Here is a 15,051-nt window from a genome sequence, read left to right on the forward strand (position 1 = left end):
TATAGATGGGAATAAAAGTCTATGTGAATTTAAAGAGGAACTCGGTCAAAATTAATTTTGATCTAGTTCCTCTATTTTACTACGAATAAATGTGTTGCATAAGTCAAAAGTTTCTATCTAACTTTAAATATCTTTCAAGGTACAATTCATTCGATTTATTCTAGTACAGGTATTGAAAAACTCCTTTCTAAGAAGATAAAGTTGAGTTATTTGCTGTTTTTTAATGGATATCACTTTAGAAACCACCATAATGAAATTAACGTGCCACGATTTTTTTTGCTTTTCTAATGACCCCATCGCGCCACTTGTAGATGGCCTGTCTTGAGACACCTAACATTTTTGCCATCTTGGTTATACTGACACCAGCTACACGGTTTGCGAGATACGCTTGTTCTTGTAGTGTACACTTGTCCCAGAGCTCTTGGAAGAAAGCACTAGCGAGAATCTCCCCTTCAAAATTACTGGCGAATGGATCAGGATAGCCACTGTCTTCAGTTGTGTCATCGGAATGAATTGTAATTAAAGGCTTACAGTGCTCCTGATGCTTCACTTCCTTACGAATTCGATCTAACAAACGCCATTTGATTAATCTAAAGGCAAAGGGACCGAATACCTCGAGATCTTCAGATGAGTGTGTTGTAAAGAAATGCTCATAAGCTTCCACATATAATAAGCAGCCTTCTTGGTATAGATCCTGATAATCATTTCTGGTAGGTGAGATGCCAAGGCTTTTAAGAACACCATGGATTAATCTTGTATTGTCGTCTTGCAAGAGATGCTTGAAAGCAAAGGTTGATATTTTATCATTCATTTTTGAATCACTCCAATTAGGTTGAATTGATTCAAGGCCTCAAATCATTTTCAGAGTACACAAAAATAATTGTTTGAAAAATCTAGAGGAAAGTGTTAAAAAGATAGATTAAAATTAATATGGTAATTAATTAGAGAAAGCTTTATAATGAAAGCTATTAATGATAACGCTATCAAAAAAGTGTGAAGGGTAGAGGGGGAAGCAAATGCATCACGAAAAAATTTTATTTCATGGATTCAATCTAGATGAGATTATCTTCAATTCAGAATTGGATATGAAGGCAACAATTAATCTGCAGAGTACATTGTTTGTTTTCAATTGTCTCAATTATAAGAAACTTGGCTGCAAGTCAATCTTAGTTGACAAGTACAGGGGAATTATCAGAACTAATAAGGAGACTAAGAAGTTAATAAACCAATTTATTACGGATCAAGCAGTCAGCTTCCTAGGAACGAGGGTAATGTCTCAAAATAAGGGTGGTTTACCATATGTCTATGGCAAGAATGTAATAATTCCATTATCTGGAGCAACGCAGCATTCAACTGATTGGTTATTGTTGAATGATAGCGTTGGAGTTTCATTTACAGAAAATAAACGGAATATGACAATATTATTTAGAGAGTTCTTGGGTGACCCATTGAGAATGGACTTCATGGTTGATAAGAATGTAGTTAGGAGGCAGTTGAAGATAGCAGGTAATATTATAATGAAGCAGTGCAGCATAGTGGATGAGATTAATATTGAATTTCAGAATATTAAACAAACGTCTGTTTATAATATTTGTGGACAATATACGGATCCGAGTGTAGAGAGTACCTCTTTAAAGAGTGAGCTGGATTGGGGAATCTATTATATTATTGAAAATGTGTTGAAAGGCATAATGGGTAAGGAGGTGTCAAAAGAGTTAGTTGAAGATAGTCTGAAGGAGATTAGGAAGAAGAGTAGGGGAATCATCTAATTATTGAGGTTAAATAAAAAAGAGTAAATAGAAATTTAAGATGCTAACGTAGTTTAAGTAACGTAAGTGTAATATATTATTACTATAATTAATGAAATTGGCATATTCATAAAATAAGTAGATTTTATGAATTTAATGTGCCTTTTTTTATTTTTTTTGTATTTTATTTTATTTAAATATGTGTATAATTAAAACGTAACTCATTTTTTGTTAATAATTTTATCAGGAGGGGGAGTCACATGGTGATTGATGATTTGCAGGATATTAATTTTGATCACAATCAAATAATCAATCTAAAGAAACTTAAGAGACGTCGCTTGTATCGTTTTTGCAAGAGAATCACAGATGTAACATTAAGTGCCTGTGGTTTAGTGGCATTATCACCGGTATTATTGATGGTTGCTGGAGCAATCAAGCATGAAGAAACAGATGGGACAATTATTTACAAGCAACAGCGCGTGGGCAAGAACGGAAAGTTATTCTCGATATATAAATTCCGTTCAATGTGCATGGGTGCTGATAAGAAGCTTGAAGAATTGAAGCAACTCAATGAAGTTGATGGGGCAATGTTCAAGCTGCACAATGATCCCCGCGTTACTAAGATAGGTAAGCTACTTAGAAGAACGAGCCTGGATGAATTACCACAATTATACAATGTGCTAAAAGGCGACATGAGTCTCGTGGGTCCGCGTCCACCGCTACCTGATGAGGTTAAAGAGTACACTGAATATGATAAGCAAAGATTGTTAGTTATACCAGGATGTACTGGTTTGTGGCAAGTTAGTGCTAGAAACGAAGTTGGATTTCACGAGATGGTTGAATTAGATCTGCAATATATAAAAAAAAGCGGATTACTCTATGATTTAGCAATAATATTAAAAACAATAAAAATAATGATAGTTCCGAATGGAGCATATTAGAGAAGGTAAAATTTATGAAGGTAGCAGTTGCAGGAACAGGATACGTTGGTTTGAGTATTGCTTCATTATTATCACAACATCATGAAGTGACAGCAGTGGACATTGTTCCTGAAAAAGTGAAAATGATTAATGAAAGAAAGTCGCCGATTGTTGATAAGGAAATTCAAGATTTTTTTAAAAATAAGGATTTGAATTTAAAAGCAACTTTGGATGCTAAGGAAGCTTATGAAAATGCAGAATTAGTTGTGATAGCAACACCTACTAACTACGATGATGTGAAGAACTATTTTGATACTTCAGCGGTAGAAGCGGTTATTAAGTTGGTAATGAGGTATAATCCTGAGGCATATATGGTAATTAAGTCTACAATTCCAGTAGGATTTACACAGTCTATTAGAGAAAAAATGGGATCTAATAAGATCCTTTTTAGTCCAGAGTTTCTACGTGAGGGGCATGCTTTGTATGATAATTTATACCCTTCAAGAATTGTTGTTGGATTGGATAACAGCGATGAGAAATTAATAGAGGCTGCTCATAAGTTTGCTTCATTGTTGCAGGAGGGTGCAATTAAAGAAAATATTCCTACATTATTCATGGGATCCACTGAAGCAGAGGCTGTCAAGTTATTTGCTAATACTTATCTTGCTTTGCGCGTGAGTTACTTCAATGAACTTGATACCTATGCTGAGCTTAAGGGATTAGATACGAGACAAATAATTGAAGGGGTTGGGTTGGATCCAAGAATTGGCAATCATTACAACAACCCTTCTTTTGGGTATGGCGGATATTGTCTACCGAAAGACACAAAACAATTATTAGCAAATTATCAAGATGTTCCGCAAAATCTGATTGAAGCGATTGTAAACTCCAACGCTACTAGAAAGGACTTTGTTGCTGAGCAAGTTCTACAACATGCTGGATTCTATGATGAATCAAGGAAACAGAAGATAGTTGTTGGAATATACCGGCTGACAATGAAGGCAAATAGTGATAATTTCAGACAAAGTAGCATTCAAGGTGTAATGAAGAGGTTAAAGGCAAAAGGTGTTGAAATTGTCATTTATGAACCAACTTTAGAGAACGGAAGCAGCTTCTTCGGTAGTAAAGTAAATAATGATTTAGATGATTTTAAGGAAAAAGCTAGTGTAATTATTGCTAATCGAATTGAAAATAAATTAGAAAATGTTAAAGAAAAGGTTTATACAAGAGATATTTTTGGAAATGATTAATAATTATTGGGAGAGTTAAGGTGAATAAAAAGAAATTATTAATATATGCTCATTACTATGCTCCTGATACTGCTTCAACGGGTCAGATATTGAAAGAGCTAGCAGAAGGAATGTTAGATACTTTTGATATAACGGTTGTCTGTGTTGTGCCAAGTTATACAGGTGTGATTGAAGATGAATATAAAAAAAGAAAATATTATTTAGAAGAAATGAACGGAGTAAAATTAGTAAGAGTGCGAGTACCGGAATTCAGCAAGAGCAATAAGAAAAGTAGAATTCGGAACATTGTAACGTATTTTATTCGTGCTATGGTGGCAACTCTAAAATTGGGAAAATTTGACTATATTTTTTCAGTCTCGCAACCTCCTATTTTAGGTGGTTTGTTGGGGGTGTTTGGAAAATTTGTCAAGAGAGCGAAATTCATTTACAATATTCAAGATTTTAATCCAGAACAAATAATGGCAGTTGGATTTTCTAAAAACAAATTTATTCTTAAATTGATGATGTCGTTAGATAAGGTTTCATGTAAAGTGGCTGACAAAGTGGTTGTTGTTGGTAGGGACATGGAGGAAACACTTGAAAAAAGATTCAAATATAAGAATGTTCCTAAACATACATATATCAATAACTGGATTGATGAGAAAAAAATTTATCCACTTGATGAAGATAATCTGGGTGTCCAAAATTTTAAAAGAAAATATGAGCTAATTAATAAATTTGTTATCATGTACTCAGGTAATATTGGTTTATATTATGATTTAGAAAATATAATTAAAGTAATTGAGAAGTTTCCAGTAGGAACAAAGACCAAGGATGGGAGAGATGTAGTTTTTGTTTTTATTGGTGCAGGTAGTGTGCTACCAACTTTAAAGAAATATGTTACAGAACATAAAATGAAAAATGTCAGTTTTATTCCCTATCAAAAAAAGGAAGATTTAATTTATAGTTTAAATGCTGCTGATGTTCATTGGTGTGTTAATGCTAAAGGAATTAAGGGGGTTTCTTGCCCATCAAAATACTATGGAATTGCGGCAGTTGCTAAGCCAGTATTGGCCGTGCTCGAAAAGGATTCAGAAATAGAGTTAATTATAAGAAGATGTAAAAATGGATTTCAATCTGAGCCAACTGACTATAAGAAACTTGAGAACAATTTGAAAGCAATTTTTAAGAGTGATAGCGATTCAATTAAAAAAATGGCTTATGGAGGATTTGAATTCTCAAAAAAAGAATTGAATAAAGAAAAATCCATTAATAGATATAGAAAAAATATTATTGAGATTAATTAGGAGATAACATGCTATTTGTAGTTAATGATGTTGCAGCAATTCCAGAAGCTGGAGGAATTTACTCAGTATTAGAAGATTTTTATAATGAAGTTTTAGAGAATGATAAAACAAATAAATGGGTGTTTATTTTATCTGGCAAGTATTTTCAAGAGACTAGAAATATCAAGATAAAGGTAATTAAGAATCAAAAGAAATGGATGAGTAGGTTTTTTTTTGAATTCATTACGGGGGAAAAAATTATTAATCTTTTGAATCCTGATGTGTATATTTCATTACAAAATACTATAACGATGGGAGTAAAAGCAAATGTGAAGATAGTGTATTTGCAACAACCACTACCATTTCAAACCATGAAGAAATTTTCTTTTTTTAGAAAGAAAGAATTTAAAATGGCTGTATATCAAAACATAGTGGGTACTTTAATCAAATACTCTATAAGGAAAAGTTCTCCATACGTAATAGTGCAAACAAAATGGATGGAAGATGCTGTAAAAAAGGAACATCTTGTTAAAGATGAACAATTATTTAAATGTTTTCCCAAACTGAAAATAAGTAATAGAACTAGTACACATAACACTACAAATGATAATAGGTTGTCTTCTTTCTTTTTTCCAGCAGCATTATATGTGTATAAAAACCATTCTGTTATAATTGAGGCATGTAAAATATTGAAAAACAAGTATTTTGTTAATAATTTTGAAGTGCTCTTAACTGTAACAAAGAAAGAATTTGCATCGAAATTTGATGAGATTCCAACACAATTGAAGTTTATAGGGAATATTAAAAGAGAAAAAGTATTGGATTTGTATAGTAGGACTGTTCTTCTCTTCCCATCTTATATTGAAACTTTTGGACTTCCATTGCTTGAAAGTTCCAATGTTAAAGGAAACATTATTGCAGCAAAAACCGAATTTAGTTTGGAAATATTAGATGGATATGAGAAAGCTTTTTTCTTTGAATATAATAATCCTTATGAATTAGCTGATATAATGTTAAAATTTATAAATAATAAGGTAGAATATAAAAAATACGATAGGAAAGGAAAAATAAAAACCGATAATTTATTGCATTTTATTGGAGAAAATATTTTGGAGAAAAATAGTAAGGAGTTATAATATGAAAATTTTGCATATTTGTTTGACTGGGCCATATACAGAAAATTTGAATTATCAGGAAAATATGCTAACGAAGTTTCAAAGTGAAAATACCAATGATAGAGTATACGTAATTGCATCTCAGTTTTTTTGGAATAGAGAAGGAAAAGTTGAAAAAACGTTGAAAAAAACTTACATCAATGGAAACGGAGTGAAGGTTTTTAGATTATCAATAAAAAAATTTAAAAATAAAAATGTATTTTTTAGATATAAATTATTTAATGATTTTGAAAATACAGTTAATTCCATATCTCCAGATATTATTTTTGTACATAATTTGCAATTTTTTGATATATTAAAGCTGATTAAATATAAAAAAAGGAATACTAATTGTAGAATCATAGTTGATAACCATTCAGACTTTTCTAATAGTGCTAGAAATTTTATATCGAAATTATTCTATTTAATAGTATGGAGATATATTGCAAAAAGGATTAATCCCTATGTTGAAAAGTTCTATGGTGTTTTGCCTGCAAGAGTTGATTTTTTGGAAAACATTTATGGCCTTCCTCAAAAAAAATGTGAGCTATTACTAATGGGAGCAGATGATGAAAAAGTACTTGAGGCTCAAGATCCCAAAGAAAGATTGAATATTCGGATGAAGTATGGAATTGATGATAATGATTTTCTTATTATTACTGGTGGAAAAATAGATATGTGGAAGAAGCAGACATTGTTTTTAATGGATGCTGTGGCTAGTATTAATAATCCTAAAATCAAACTAATCGTATTTGGATCTGTTTCACCAGATTTGAAGGAGGATGTAAGAAAACGGTGCATTGAGCATAAGATACAATATATTGGTTGGCTTGATGCTGGAGATTCATATAAGTATTTTGCCTCGGCTGATCTCGTTGTTTTTCCGGGACGTCATTCTGTTTTTTGGGAGCAAGTTGTGGGGCAGGGAATTCCGATGATTTGTAAGTATTGGGAGGGTACTACTCACATTGATTTAGGTGGAAATGTTCTTTTTATAAAAGAAGATAGCATAAATGAAATAGCTTCTTGTATAAAAAAGGTTATTAATGACAATCAACTGTATAAAAGAATGAAAACTGTTGCTGTTGATAAAGGAATGAAGTCATTTTCATACAAGAAAATATCAGACAAGTCATTATCATAAATTATGTATACTAATTTTTAGTTGTTTTTATGGCTGTATATATTACAGTAATGGTTCATATAGAGATTCCTGATCATGTTGATAATCATTGTGATTTTACAAACAGTGCAAAAAGTTGTACGTCACAATGTTGCATTGAAGATTAATTCTTACTGGTGGAAAGATAGATTTTTATAAAAAAGAAACTTTGAACTTGATGCAAACTATCAAGAACTTTAATGAAGATAGAAGAAAATATAAATATTAAGCTTATAGTTTTTGGTTCTGTGGCTGAGAAGTTAAAAAAATTTAATTTTTATATAGATTAGAAGTCAATTTTTTATGCAGGATGGTTGAATGAACAAGAGGCATATAATTATTTTTATGCCAATGATTTAGTAGCATTTTCATGAAGATACTCGAAATACTGGGAACAGATTGCTTTTCTTCGAAAACTATTGGTATGTAGATATTGGAAAGAAACTACATACATTGACATTGGAGAAAATGTTATCTTTACAAAAAATAGTTCTATTGTGATGTTAAAAAAAATATTAATAAAGAAATTTTTTTACACGCCAAAGTTGCTTTGAAATCAATAAATTACGAAGGAAAATATAATGATGAAACTAGTTGACTATTTTTATTCAATTATTATCTATTTTCACAATAAAAATTCATTATTTTTAGAAAAATATATTTTTAAAATATTAAAAGTTCTTTTGAATATTCTTTTTCCAATATATTATATATTTAGAAAACCTAAGTTTGGGAACATTAAGAAAAGAGAAGATGAGTACTTAATTATTTCTTTAACTTCTTATTCAAGAAGAATCAATAATGTTTGGCAAGTAGTCTATACATTATTATGTCAAAGCTTAAAACCAGATAAAATAATTCTCTGGTTATCGGAAGAGGAATTTGGCAATATTTCAAATTTACCAAATAATTTAAAAAAATTGGTTAAGTATGGATTAGAGGTAAGATTTTGTAAAGACATAGGTCCGCATAAGAAGTATTATTATACGATGAAAAATTATCCTGAAGCGATAGTAATAACTGTTGATGATGATGTTTACTATCCCTCTAATACTGTTGAATTACTTTATAAAAAGCATTTAGAGTTTCCTAATTCTGTTTGCTGCAATTGGGCTCATGAGATAACTTTTGATTTTGAACGTCACATTCGTCCCTATTCTCAATGGAAATCCGCTATTGACAATCATAATATGTTTCCGCAAAATAAAATTTTCCCTGTTGGATATCAAGGGGTGTTGTACCCAGCAAAATGCTTGGATAATATCGTTTTTAGCGAAAAATCAATCACAAGATTGGCACCTACTACTGATGATATTTGGTTGAAGTTTGCTGCTTTCTTGAATAAAACAAAAGCAATCAGAACTGATAAAGGAAATTATAAGTTTTTTGAAATTATTTCTTCACAAAAATACTCGCTCTTTAAAATTAATGTTAAGGAATATAATAAAAATGACAAATCTATTAAATTGATAAAAAACTATTTTCAAAAAGAATTGAGGGATGTGCATGCAAAATAATAAGATGTTTACTATAATTACTCCAACATTTAATAGTGAAAAGACTATTGAGAGAACGCTAAAAAGTGTTTTAAGTCAAACATATAAAAATTTTGAATATTTAATAATCGATGGTAAATCAACAGATAACACTTTAAATATTATAAAATCCTATGAAACTAAATTTGAAAATAAATTGAAAGTTTTTTCTGAACCAGATTCTGGTATTTACGATGCAATGAATAAGGGTATAAAAAAAGCAAGTGGTGAATTAATTGGCATAGTGAATAGTGATGATTTTTATGAGCCAGATGCGCTTGAAAATGTTTTTAAAAGCTATGATTTTGATTCGAAATATCAAATTTTGTATGGTTTTGAAAGAATTACTTCTGGTGGAGTAGAGAAGGCTGTTGTAATATATAATCATAGATTTTTAGATGAGAAGATGATTACACACCCTACTTGTTTTGTTTCAAAAAATATTTATGAAGATCTTGGGCTTTATGATACTCAGTTTAAAAGCTCAGCAGACTATGAATTTATGCTGAGGATATTTCATTCAGACAATAAAGTGACGTTTACACCAGTTTATAGAGTAATTTCAAATTTTGAGCTTGGAGGAATGTCAAGCACGGAAATTGGTGTCAGAGAAACAGCATTTTTAAGGAGAAATTATGGAATAATTAATACAAAGAAGTACCTGGTCATAGTTTTAAGAAGTTATATCCATAGTTTATTTACAGTTAAAAACAAATTCTAAAATTGTTCATTGACAAGATCAAAAAAATTTCTTAAAGGAATGAAATATTTTGAAGAAATTCATAACTACATATAATATAAACAGTGGACTACAATATTTATTTATTTTGTTAATTATTATTAATAGCGGGGCTGTAATCGGATGGAGTAGTCCTCTTTTTAGGTATCTGGAGTATTTATGCTTTGCTTTGTTTATTTTTTTAATGATTAAAAATGGTATTCATTTGAATAGAAATAATTTATTAATTTTTATAATAATTCTTTCTTGCGGTTTAATGGATATTTTTTTTAGAAATGTTGATCTTCAATCTTTATTTATATATTTGATTGACTATTTTGTTCTGTTAATTTTTTCGTTTAATATTTCGTCAAATGATTTTTGGCAAAAGTATATAAATATTATTTTTTTTATTTCAATAATAAATTTAGTGTTTTACTTTCTTTCTCAATTTAAAATATTTATGTTTTTAAAAATGTATCAAATAAATAATGATTTCTTTTTTGCAAATATATTTCATGTATATTCTAGGTCGATTGAGCCTTTAATTAATACAAATATTAGAAATTTTGGAATTTTTTGGGAGCCAGGAGCTTTTCAAGCGTTTTTAAACATTGCTATAATTTACATATTATTAAATAGGAAAAAAATGAATTTCGTAAAAACAAAACTGCTTTTTTTAATTATTTCTTTGATTACAACTTTTTCAAGTACAGGTTATTTAATATTATGTTGTACCTGTATTTTGGTCGTTTTTAAAGACTTTGACTTTAAAAAAGTGAATGGTAAGTTTTTTTTATACGTGTTGTTTCTTTTAATATGTTTAATACTTTTATTAAACTCTTCTACAATAATTGATAAATTTTCTAATTCTAATCAGTCCTATATTATAAGAAACAATGATTTTGTAAATGGTTGGAAAATTATTTTAAAACATCCAATGTTGGGTTATGGTTTTAATAGTGATAATTTAAAATTTATGCTTACAAGTTTTGGCATAACTGCGAATTCAGTTGGAATTTTTATTATTATGCAATTTTGGGGAATATTATACGGATTCTTTATTTTCTTATTAACGTGGAGAAACTTTGAAGTATCAGTTAATGCAGCAAATTTATTTCAAAAATGTATTATTTTCTGCATACTTTTGATGATTTTTTGTACAGAATCTTTTTTAACAAAACAAATATTTATGCTTTTCTCTTATAGTTTTTGTCAAAGATTAAATAGAAATACTGATATTGTAAGTTAAGAAGTTTAATAGGAGGAATGTTTTTTGAAACAAAGTATTGTGATAAATGCCAGTGGTAATTCTAATTGGATAGGTGGATTATATTATCTAAAAAACATAGTTTTCGAATTAAGTCAAAATCATACTGTAACTAGCCATTACAGACTGATACTTTTTACAGTTAGAAAGAACTTTAATATTTTTAAAAGCTTGCGAAAAGAAAATGTTAAGATTATTGTTGTGCATGGAGGTGTTTTGTCAAAAGTAGAAAAAGTTTTCTTGTCCTTCCTATATAATGCAAGGTTTTCTTATTATGGTACAAATTCAAGATTAGATAACAAATTAAATATAGTAACTATCAATTGGATTCCTGATTTTCAACATAAGCATTTGAGTAATTTATTTAATGAATATGAACTTAAACAGAGAGATAAAGAATTTACTAGAATTGCTAATTCATCCGAACCCCTAATTTTAAGCAGTAACGATTGTTTGAATGACTTTAGAAAATTTTATAGTGAAACTAAAAAGAATGTCTATGTGATACCATTTGTTTCTTATATTGATGATGAAATAAAAGGTATCAATGAATCATTTGAAAACAGTGTTTTAAAAAAATATAATTTGGAGAAAAATCAATATGTTTACATTCCCAATCAGTTTTGGAAACATAAGAACCATATAATGGTTTTGAAAGCAGTAAAGGAATTTTTTAAACATAATGATTCAAAAGTGAAATTTATTTTTACAGGTAAGATGTTTGATCAAAGAAATCAAGATTATATTGAGTCTTTAAAAGAAATGTTTAATTATAGTTGTTTTCAAGGAAAAGTTTATAATTTGGGATTCATTGATAGAAAAGAACAACTGGTAATAATGAAAGATGCTAAATATCTGATTCAGCCTTCCCTTTTTGAAGGATGGGGGACGGTCTTAGAAGATGCTAAGGTATTAGATAAAACTTTATTACTTTCTGATATTCCTGTTCATCGAGAACAAAAAAGTAATAAATGTATTCTGTTTGATCCCCAAAACCATCTTGAACTTGAAAAGTTGATTGAATTAGAAAACAAGAAAAATCATTTTTCTGATATTGATGATGGAGTTAAGGATATGTATATAAGAGCAAAGATATATTCAAGAGGTTTTGAAAAACTTTTAAATGATTGTGGAGGGTTAAAATGACTAGTGTACTAATAACAGGTGCTAAAGGATTTATCGGTTCGTCGTTAATAAAACTTTTTACTTCCAAAAAATACAAAGTAATCGGTTGGGATGTTGATATAAAAGAAACAAAGTTCAAGGATAATGACAATTTAAAAGAAGTGGATTTAGGAAATCAAAATTTGATATCTCGTGAATTAATTAAAGATAAACCAGATATTATTATTCATTGTGCTGGTTCGGCTGATGTTAGCAAGTCTGTTAGGAATCCAGATATTGATTTTCAAGGGAATGTTGCATTAACGCATAATTTACTTTTTGGTATTTATAAATCTGGCATAACTTTACCTAAAATTATTTTTTTATCTAGTGCAGCTGTTTATGGAAATCCAAAAAAGTTACCTATAACTGAAAAAGCGCCTGTAAATCCTTTATCTCCATATGCATTACACAAAGTAATGTGTGAGCAAATGTGTCAATACTTTATATCTAATTATCAAATGAATATTAAGATATTGAGAATTTTCTCAGCATACGGGACAGGATTAAAAAAACAAATTTTTTGGGATATGTATAATAAGGCAAAATTGACTGGTAGATTAGATATGTTTGGTTCTGGAAATGAAAGTAGGGATTTTATTAATATTACTGATGTTATAGAGTCTATTTATCTTGTGGCCACAAAGGACACGGCAGACTATGATATTTATAACGTTGCTAATGGTTCAGAGGTATCAATTAGGGATGCTGCAACTCTGTTTGCAAACATTATGAGAGTTCCTAGTGAAAAAGTTTACTTTAATAATGTTGTGCGAGAAGGAGATCCTTTAAATTGGCAAGCAGATATTTCGAGATTAAAGAATCTAGGATACAAACCGTCTGTTTCAATGGAAAATGGATTAGTAGATTATTTTAAGTGGATTGAGGGGAATAGTATATACTAATGGATGTTATTTTTAGAAAAATAAGAAGCTTTTTTGATAAACAAGAATTGAAGGAAAAAAGAAAACTTTGGGAAGGTAATCAAAAGATAAGTTTTGATGATACTTTTACTTTTTTTAAGGAAACGTCACTTAACATTAGTTCGAAATTAAACGGAAAAATTTCAATAAATTCTAATACCTGTGTTCGTGGAAGTTTGGAAATTCAAAGAGACAATGGGAATATAATTGTTGGGAAAAATTGTTATATTGGAGATCATACTAGAATTTGGTCTGCCGAATCTATTAAAATTGGTAATAATGTTCTTATTGCACATAACTGTAATATTTTTGATAACGATACACATCCAACTGAGTTACATGAAAGAAGAGAGGATGCTAATAATATTATTTTTAAGAATGTCAGAGCCGATTTTCCTTCCTTACGGGTAAGTCCTATCATAATTGAAGATGACGTGTGGATTGGTTGCAATTCGTTGATTTTAAAGGGTGTTAAAATTGGTAAAGGGGCAATAATAGGGGCTGGCAGTGTAGTAACAAAAGATGTACCTCCCTTTGCAACAGTTGTTGGAAATCCAGCACATATAGTCAAAAACAAGCAAGGGTGAATGATTAATGAAATTTGATTTTCTTAAAGTAGGTGAAAAAAAATTAGCCTTAAGTATGATATTAAGTACGTTATGCAAACCAATAAGTATGCTTCTTTCGTTTGTCTACGTTCCTATACTGCTTAGCTATTTAGGTGTTACAAATTATGGTATTTGGATGACAATTATGACTATCATAAATTGGATTAATTATTTTGATATCGGAATTGGTAATGGACTTAGAAATCTTTTAACTAGCTTTATTGTTCAAAATAAATTTAAAGAAGCAAAAATTGCTGTTTCTACAGCTTACGTTGCACTTAGCTTAATTTCATTTTTATTTTTAATAATTGGTTCTGTTGCAATTATTTTAATAGATACCAAGAATGTCTTTAATTCAGTTGAACCATTGAAATTGGTTTTGTTTATCAGTTTTTTCTTTATCTGTATAAATTTTATTTTTTCTTTGTCTAAAACAGAATTATATTCGCTTCATCAGGCTGAAAAAACTAGTTACATATTGATTTTAACTCAATGTATTAATTTGGTAGGAATTTTTTCTTTATCTCTCTTTGGTAATGGGAGTATTTTGGCGATTTCAATTTTAACAGGCTTTTCTACTGCTATAAGTTATATTATTTTTTCAATGGAAATTTGGAGAAAAAAAAAGTATCTCGCACCGAATTTTCATTTATACCAGGCCAAAATGTTGAAGGCTATTTGTAATTTGGGAGTAGAATTTTTTATAATCCAAATTGCTGTTTTGGTTTTGTATTCAAGTGATAATTTTATAATAATTAAATTGTTTGGACCGGACGCTGTCACGCCTTATACGACAACATATAATGCTTTTGGGATTGTAAATGGTCTATTTGGTGCGATGATAGCACCTTTGTGGTCAAGATTTACAGTCGCTTTTGTGAGAAAAGATTTCATTTGGATGAAGAAAACACTTAATAAGTTGAACCTTTCTTTGATACCGATTATTTTAGTTCTTTTGTGTGGGGTATTGTTTTTTAAACCGTTATCTGTTATTTGGTTGCATAAAACCCTTTTTTTTGATAAAGGGTTAATTCCAATGATGGGTATCTATTATTTTTTAATGATTTGGGGTTCAATTTATTCAACGTTTCTTAATGGAATAGGAAAAATAAAACTACAACTTTATTTGGCCGTTTTTGGGGCGTTAATTAATATCCCACTAAGTATTTTTTTTGGAAAATATTGTGAGATGCGAACGACTGGTGTTTTGTTGGCCACAATTATTTGTATGGTAATCTCTAATGTACCTTTAACTATTCAAGCAATTAACTATTTGCGTAAGAACTCATCTAATTAAAATTTAAAATATAGGCTGGTGAGATATTTTGTATTTG

14 protein-coding genes are annotated in these 15,051 nt (G+C 29.6%); 13 read left to right on the forward strand and 1 reads right to left on the reverse strand.

What is annotated here, in order from left to right:
• Positions 1 to 256: 256 nt before the first annotated feature.
• A complete protein-coding gene (locus G6O70_RS06910) occupies positions 257 to 811 on the reverse strand; it encodes a sigma-70 family RNA polymerase sigma factor (protein WP_057869135.1) in 555 nt (184 codons plus the stop codon).
• A 205-nt stretch (positions 812 to 1,016) separates the two neighbouring features.
• On the opposite strand from G6O70_RS06910, the gene G6O70_RS06915 reads away from it, so the two are divergent.
• From G6O70_RS06915 to G6O70_RS06975, 13 genes are all read left to right on the forward strand, one after another.
• Positions 1,017 to 1,769 (forward strand): hypothetical protein, encoded by a 753-nt coding sequence (locus tag G6O70_RS06915; protein WP_057869134.1) that lies wholly within the window; start codon positions 1,017 to 1,019, stop codon positions 1,767 to 1,769.
• Positions 1,770 to 2,008: 239 nt separating this feature from the next.
• Positions 2,009 to 2,689 carry a sugar transferase gene (locus G6O70_RS06920; RefSeq protein WP_057869133.1) on the forward strand — a complete coding sequence of 227 codons (681 nt, stop codon included), beginning with the start codon at positions 2,009 to 2,011 and terminating at the stop codon, positions 2,687 to 2,689.
• 14 nt (positions 2,690 to 2,703) lie between these two features.
• The gene (locus G6O70_RS06925; protein ID WP_057869132.1) at positions 2,704 to 3,918 is read left to right on the forward strand and encodes a nucleotide sugar dehydrogenase; all 1,215 of its coding nucleotides are present in this window, start codon (positions 2,704 to 2,706) and stop codon (positions 3,916 to 3,918) included.
• A gap of 20 nt (positions 3,919 to 3,938) precedes the next feature.
• Positions 3,939 to 5,204: a glycosyltransferase family 4 protein gene (locus G6O70_RS06930; protein WP_057869131.1), complete on the forward strand. Its 1,266-nt coding sequence runs from the start codon at positions 3,939 to 3,941 to the stop codon at positions 5,202 to 5,204.
• Between the two features lie 8 nt (positions 5,205 to 5,212).
• Complete coding sequence (locus tag G6O70_RS06935; protein ID WP_057869130.1) at positions 5,213 to 6,319, forward strand: glycosyltransferase; 1,107 nt, start codon at positions 5,213 to 5,215, stop codon at positions 6,317 to 6,319.
• A gap of 1 nt (position 6,320) precedes the next feature.
• Positions 6,321 to 7,481, forward strand: a complete 1,161-nt coding sequence (locus tag G6O70_RS06940) for a glycosyltransferase family 4 protein (protein ID WP_057869129.1) — start codon at positions 6,321 to 6,323, stop codon at positions 7,479 to 7,481.
• A 599-nt stretch (positions 7,482 to 8,080) separates the two neighbouring features.
• Positions 8,081 to 9,016, forward strand: coding sequence for a hypothetical protein (locus G6O70_RS06945; protein WP_157047943.1), 936 nt, complete (start codon positions 8,081 to 8,083; stop codon positions 9,014 to 9,016).
• Positions 9,006 to 9,755, forward strand: coding sequence for a glycosyltransferase family 2 protein (locus G6O70_RS06950; RefSeq protein WP_057869127.1), 750 nt, complete (start codon positions 9,006 to 9,008; stop codon positions 9,753 to 9,755). The genes G6O70_RS06945 and G6O70_RS06950 overlap by 11 nt, the downstream gene beginning before the upstream one ends.
• 49 nt (positions 9,756 to 9,804) lie before the next feature.
• Complete coding sequence (locus G6O70_RS06955; protein WP_057869126.1) at positions 9,805 to 11,004, forward strand: hypothetical protein; 1,200 nt, start codon at positions 9,805 to 9,807, stop codon at positions 11,002 to 11,004.
• A 24-nt stretch (positions 11,005 to 11,028) separates the two neighbouring features.
• On the forward strand, positions 11,029 to 12,168 hold the full coding sequence (locus tag G6O70_RS06960; protein ID WP_057869125.1) for a glycosyltransferase: 1,140 nt from the start codon (positions 11,029 to 11,031) through the stop codon (positions 12,166 to 12,168).
• A complete protein-coding gene (locus tag G6O70_RS06965) occupies positions 12,165 to 13,091 on the forward strand; it encodes an NAD-dependent epimerase/dehydratase family protein (RefSeq protein ID WP_057869124.1) in 927 nt (308 codons plus the stop codon). Before G6O70_RS06960 ends, G6O70_RS06965 begins: the two co-directional genes overlap by 4 nt.
• Positions 13,091 to 13,696: an acyltransferase gene (locus tag G6O70_RS06970; RefSeq protein WP_057869123.1), complete on the forward strand. Its 606-nt coding sequence runs from the start codon at positions 13,091 to 13,093 to the stop codon at positions 13,694 to 13,696. The genes G6O70_RS06965 and G6O70_RS06970 overlap by 1 nt, the downstream gene beginning before the upstream one ends.
• Positions 13,697 to 13,703: 7 nt before the next feature.
• A complete protein-coding gene (locus G6O70_RS06975) occupies positions 13,704 to 15,014 on the forward strand; it encodes a lipopolysaccharide biosynthesis protein (RefSeq protein WP_057869122.1) in 1,311 nt (436 codons plus the stop codon).
• The last annotated feature ends 37 nt before the right edge of the window (positions 15,015 to 15,051 follow it).

The sequence above is a fragment of the Liquorilactobacillus hordei DSM 19519 genome (genome assembly GCF_019443985.1).
In the GTDB taxonomy this organism is placed as follows: domain Bacteria; phylum Bacillota; class Bacilli; order Lactobacillales; family Lactobacillaceae; genus Liquorilactobacillus; species Liquorilactobacillus hordei.

What these genes read in the sequence shown, in the direction of transcription:
- G6O70_RS06910 (WP_057869135.1), bottom strand. Translation starts at nt 811, where the DNA reads ATGAATGATAAAATATCAACCTTTGCTTTCAAGCATCTCTTGCAAGAC.
- G6O70_RS06915 (WP_057869134.1), top strand. Translation starts at nt 1,017, where the DNA reads ATGCATCACGAAAAAATTTTATTTCATGGATTCAATCTAGATGAGATT.
- G6O70_RS06920 (WP_057869133.1), top strand. Translation starts at nt 2,009, where the DNA reads ATGGTGATTGATGATTTGCAGGATATTAATTTTGATCACAATCAAATA.
- G6O70_RS06925 (WP_057869132.1), top strand. Translation starts at nt 2,704, where the DNA reads ATGAAGGTAGCAGTTGCAGGAACAGGATACGTTGGTTTGAGTATTGCT.
- G6O70_RS06935 (WP_057869130.1), top strand. Translation starts at nt 5,213, where the DNA reads ATGCTATTTGTAGTTAATGATGTTGCAGCAATTCCAGAAGCTGGAGGA.
- G6O70_RS06940 (WP_057869129.1), top strand. Translation starts at nt 6,321, where the DNA reads ATGAAAATTTTGCATATTTGTTTGACTGGGCCATATACAGAAAATTTG.
- G6O70_RS06945 (WP_157047943.1), top strand. Translation starts at nt 8,081, where the DNA reads ATGATGAAACTAGTTGACTATTTTTATTCAATTATTATCTATTTTCAC.
- G6O70_RS06950 (WP_057869127.1), top strand. Translation starts at nt 9,006, where the DNA reads ATGCAAAATAATAAGATGTTTACTATAATTACTCCAACATTTAATAGT.
- G6O70_RS06965 (WP_057869124.1), top strand. Translation starts at nt 12,165, where the DNA reads ATGACTAGTGTACTAATAACAGGTGCTAAAGGATTTATCGGTTCGTCG.
- G6O70_RS06970 (WP_057869123.1), top strand. Translation starts at nt 13,091, where the DNA reads ATGGATGTTATTTTTAGAAAAATAAGAAGCTTTTTTGATAAACAAGAA.
- G6O70_RS06975 (WP_057869122.1), top strand. Translation starts at nt 13,704, where the DNA reads ATGAAATTTGATTTTCTTAAAGTAGGTGAAAAAAAATTAGCCTTAAGT.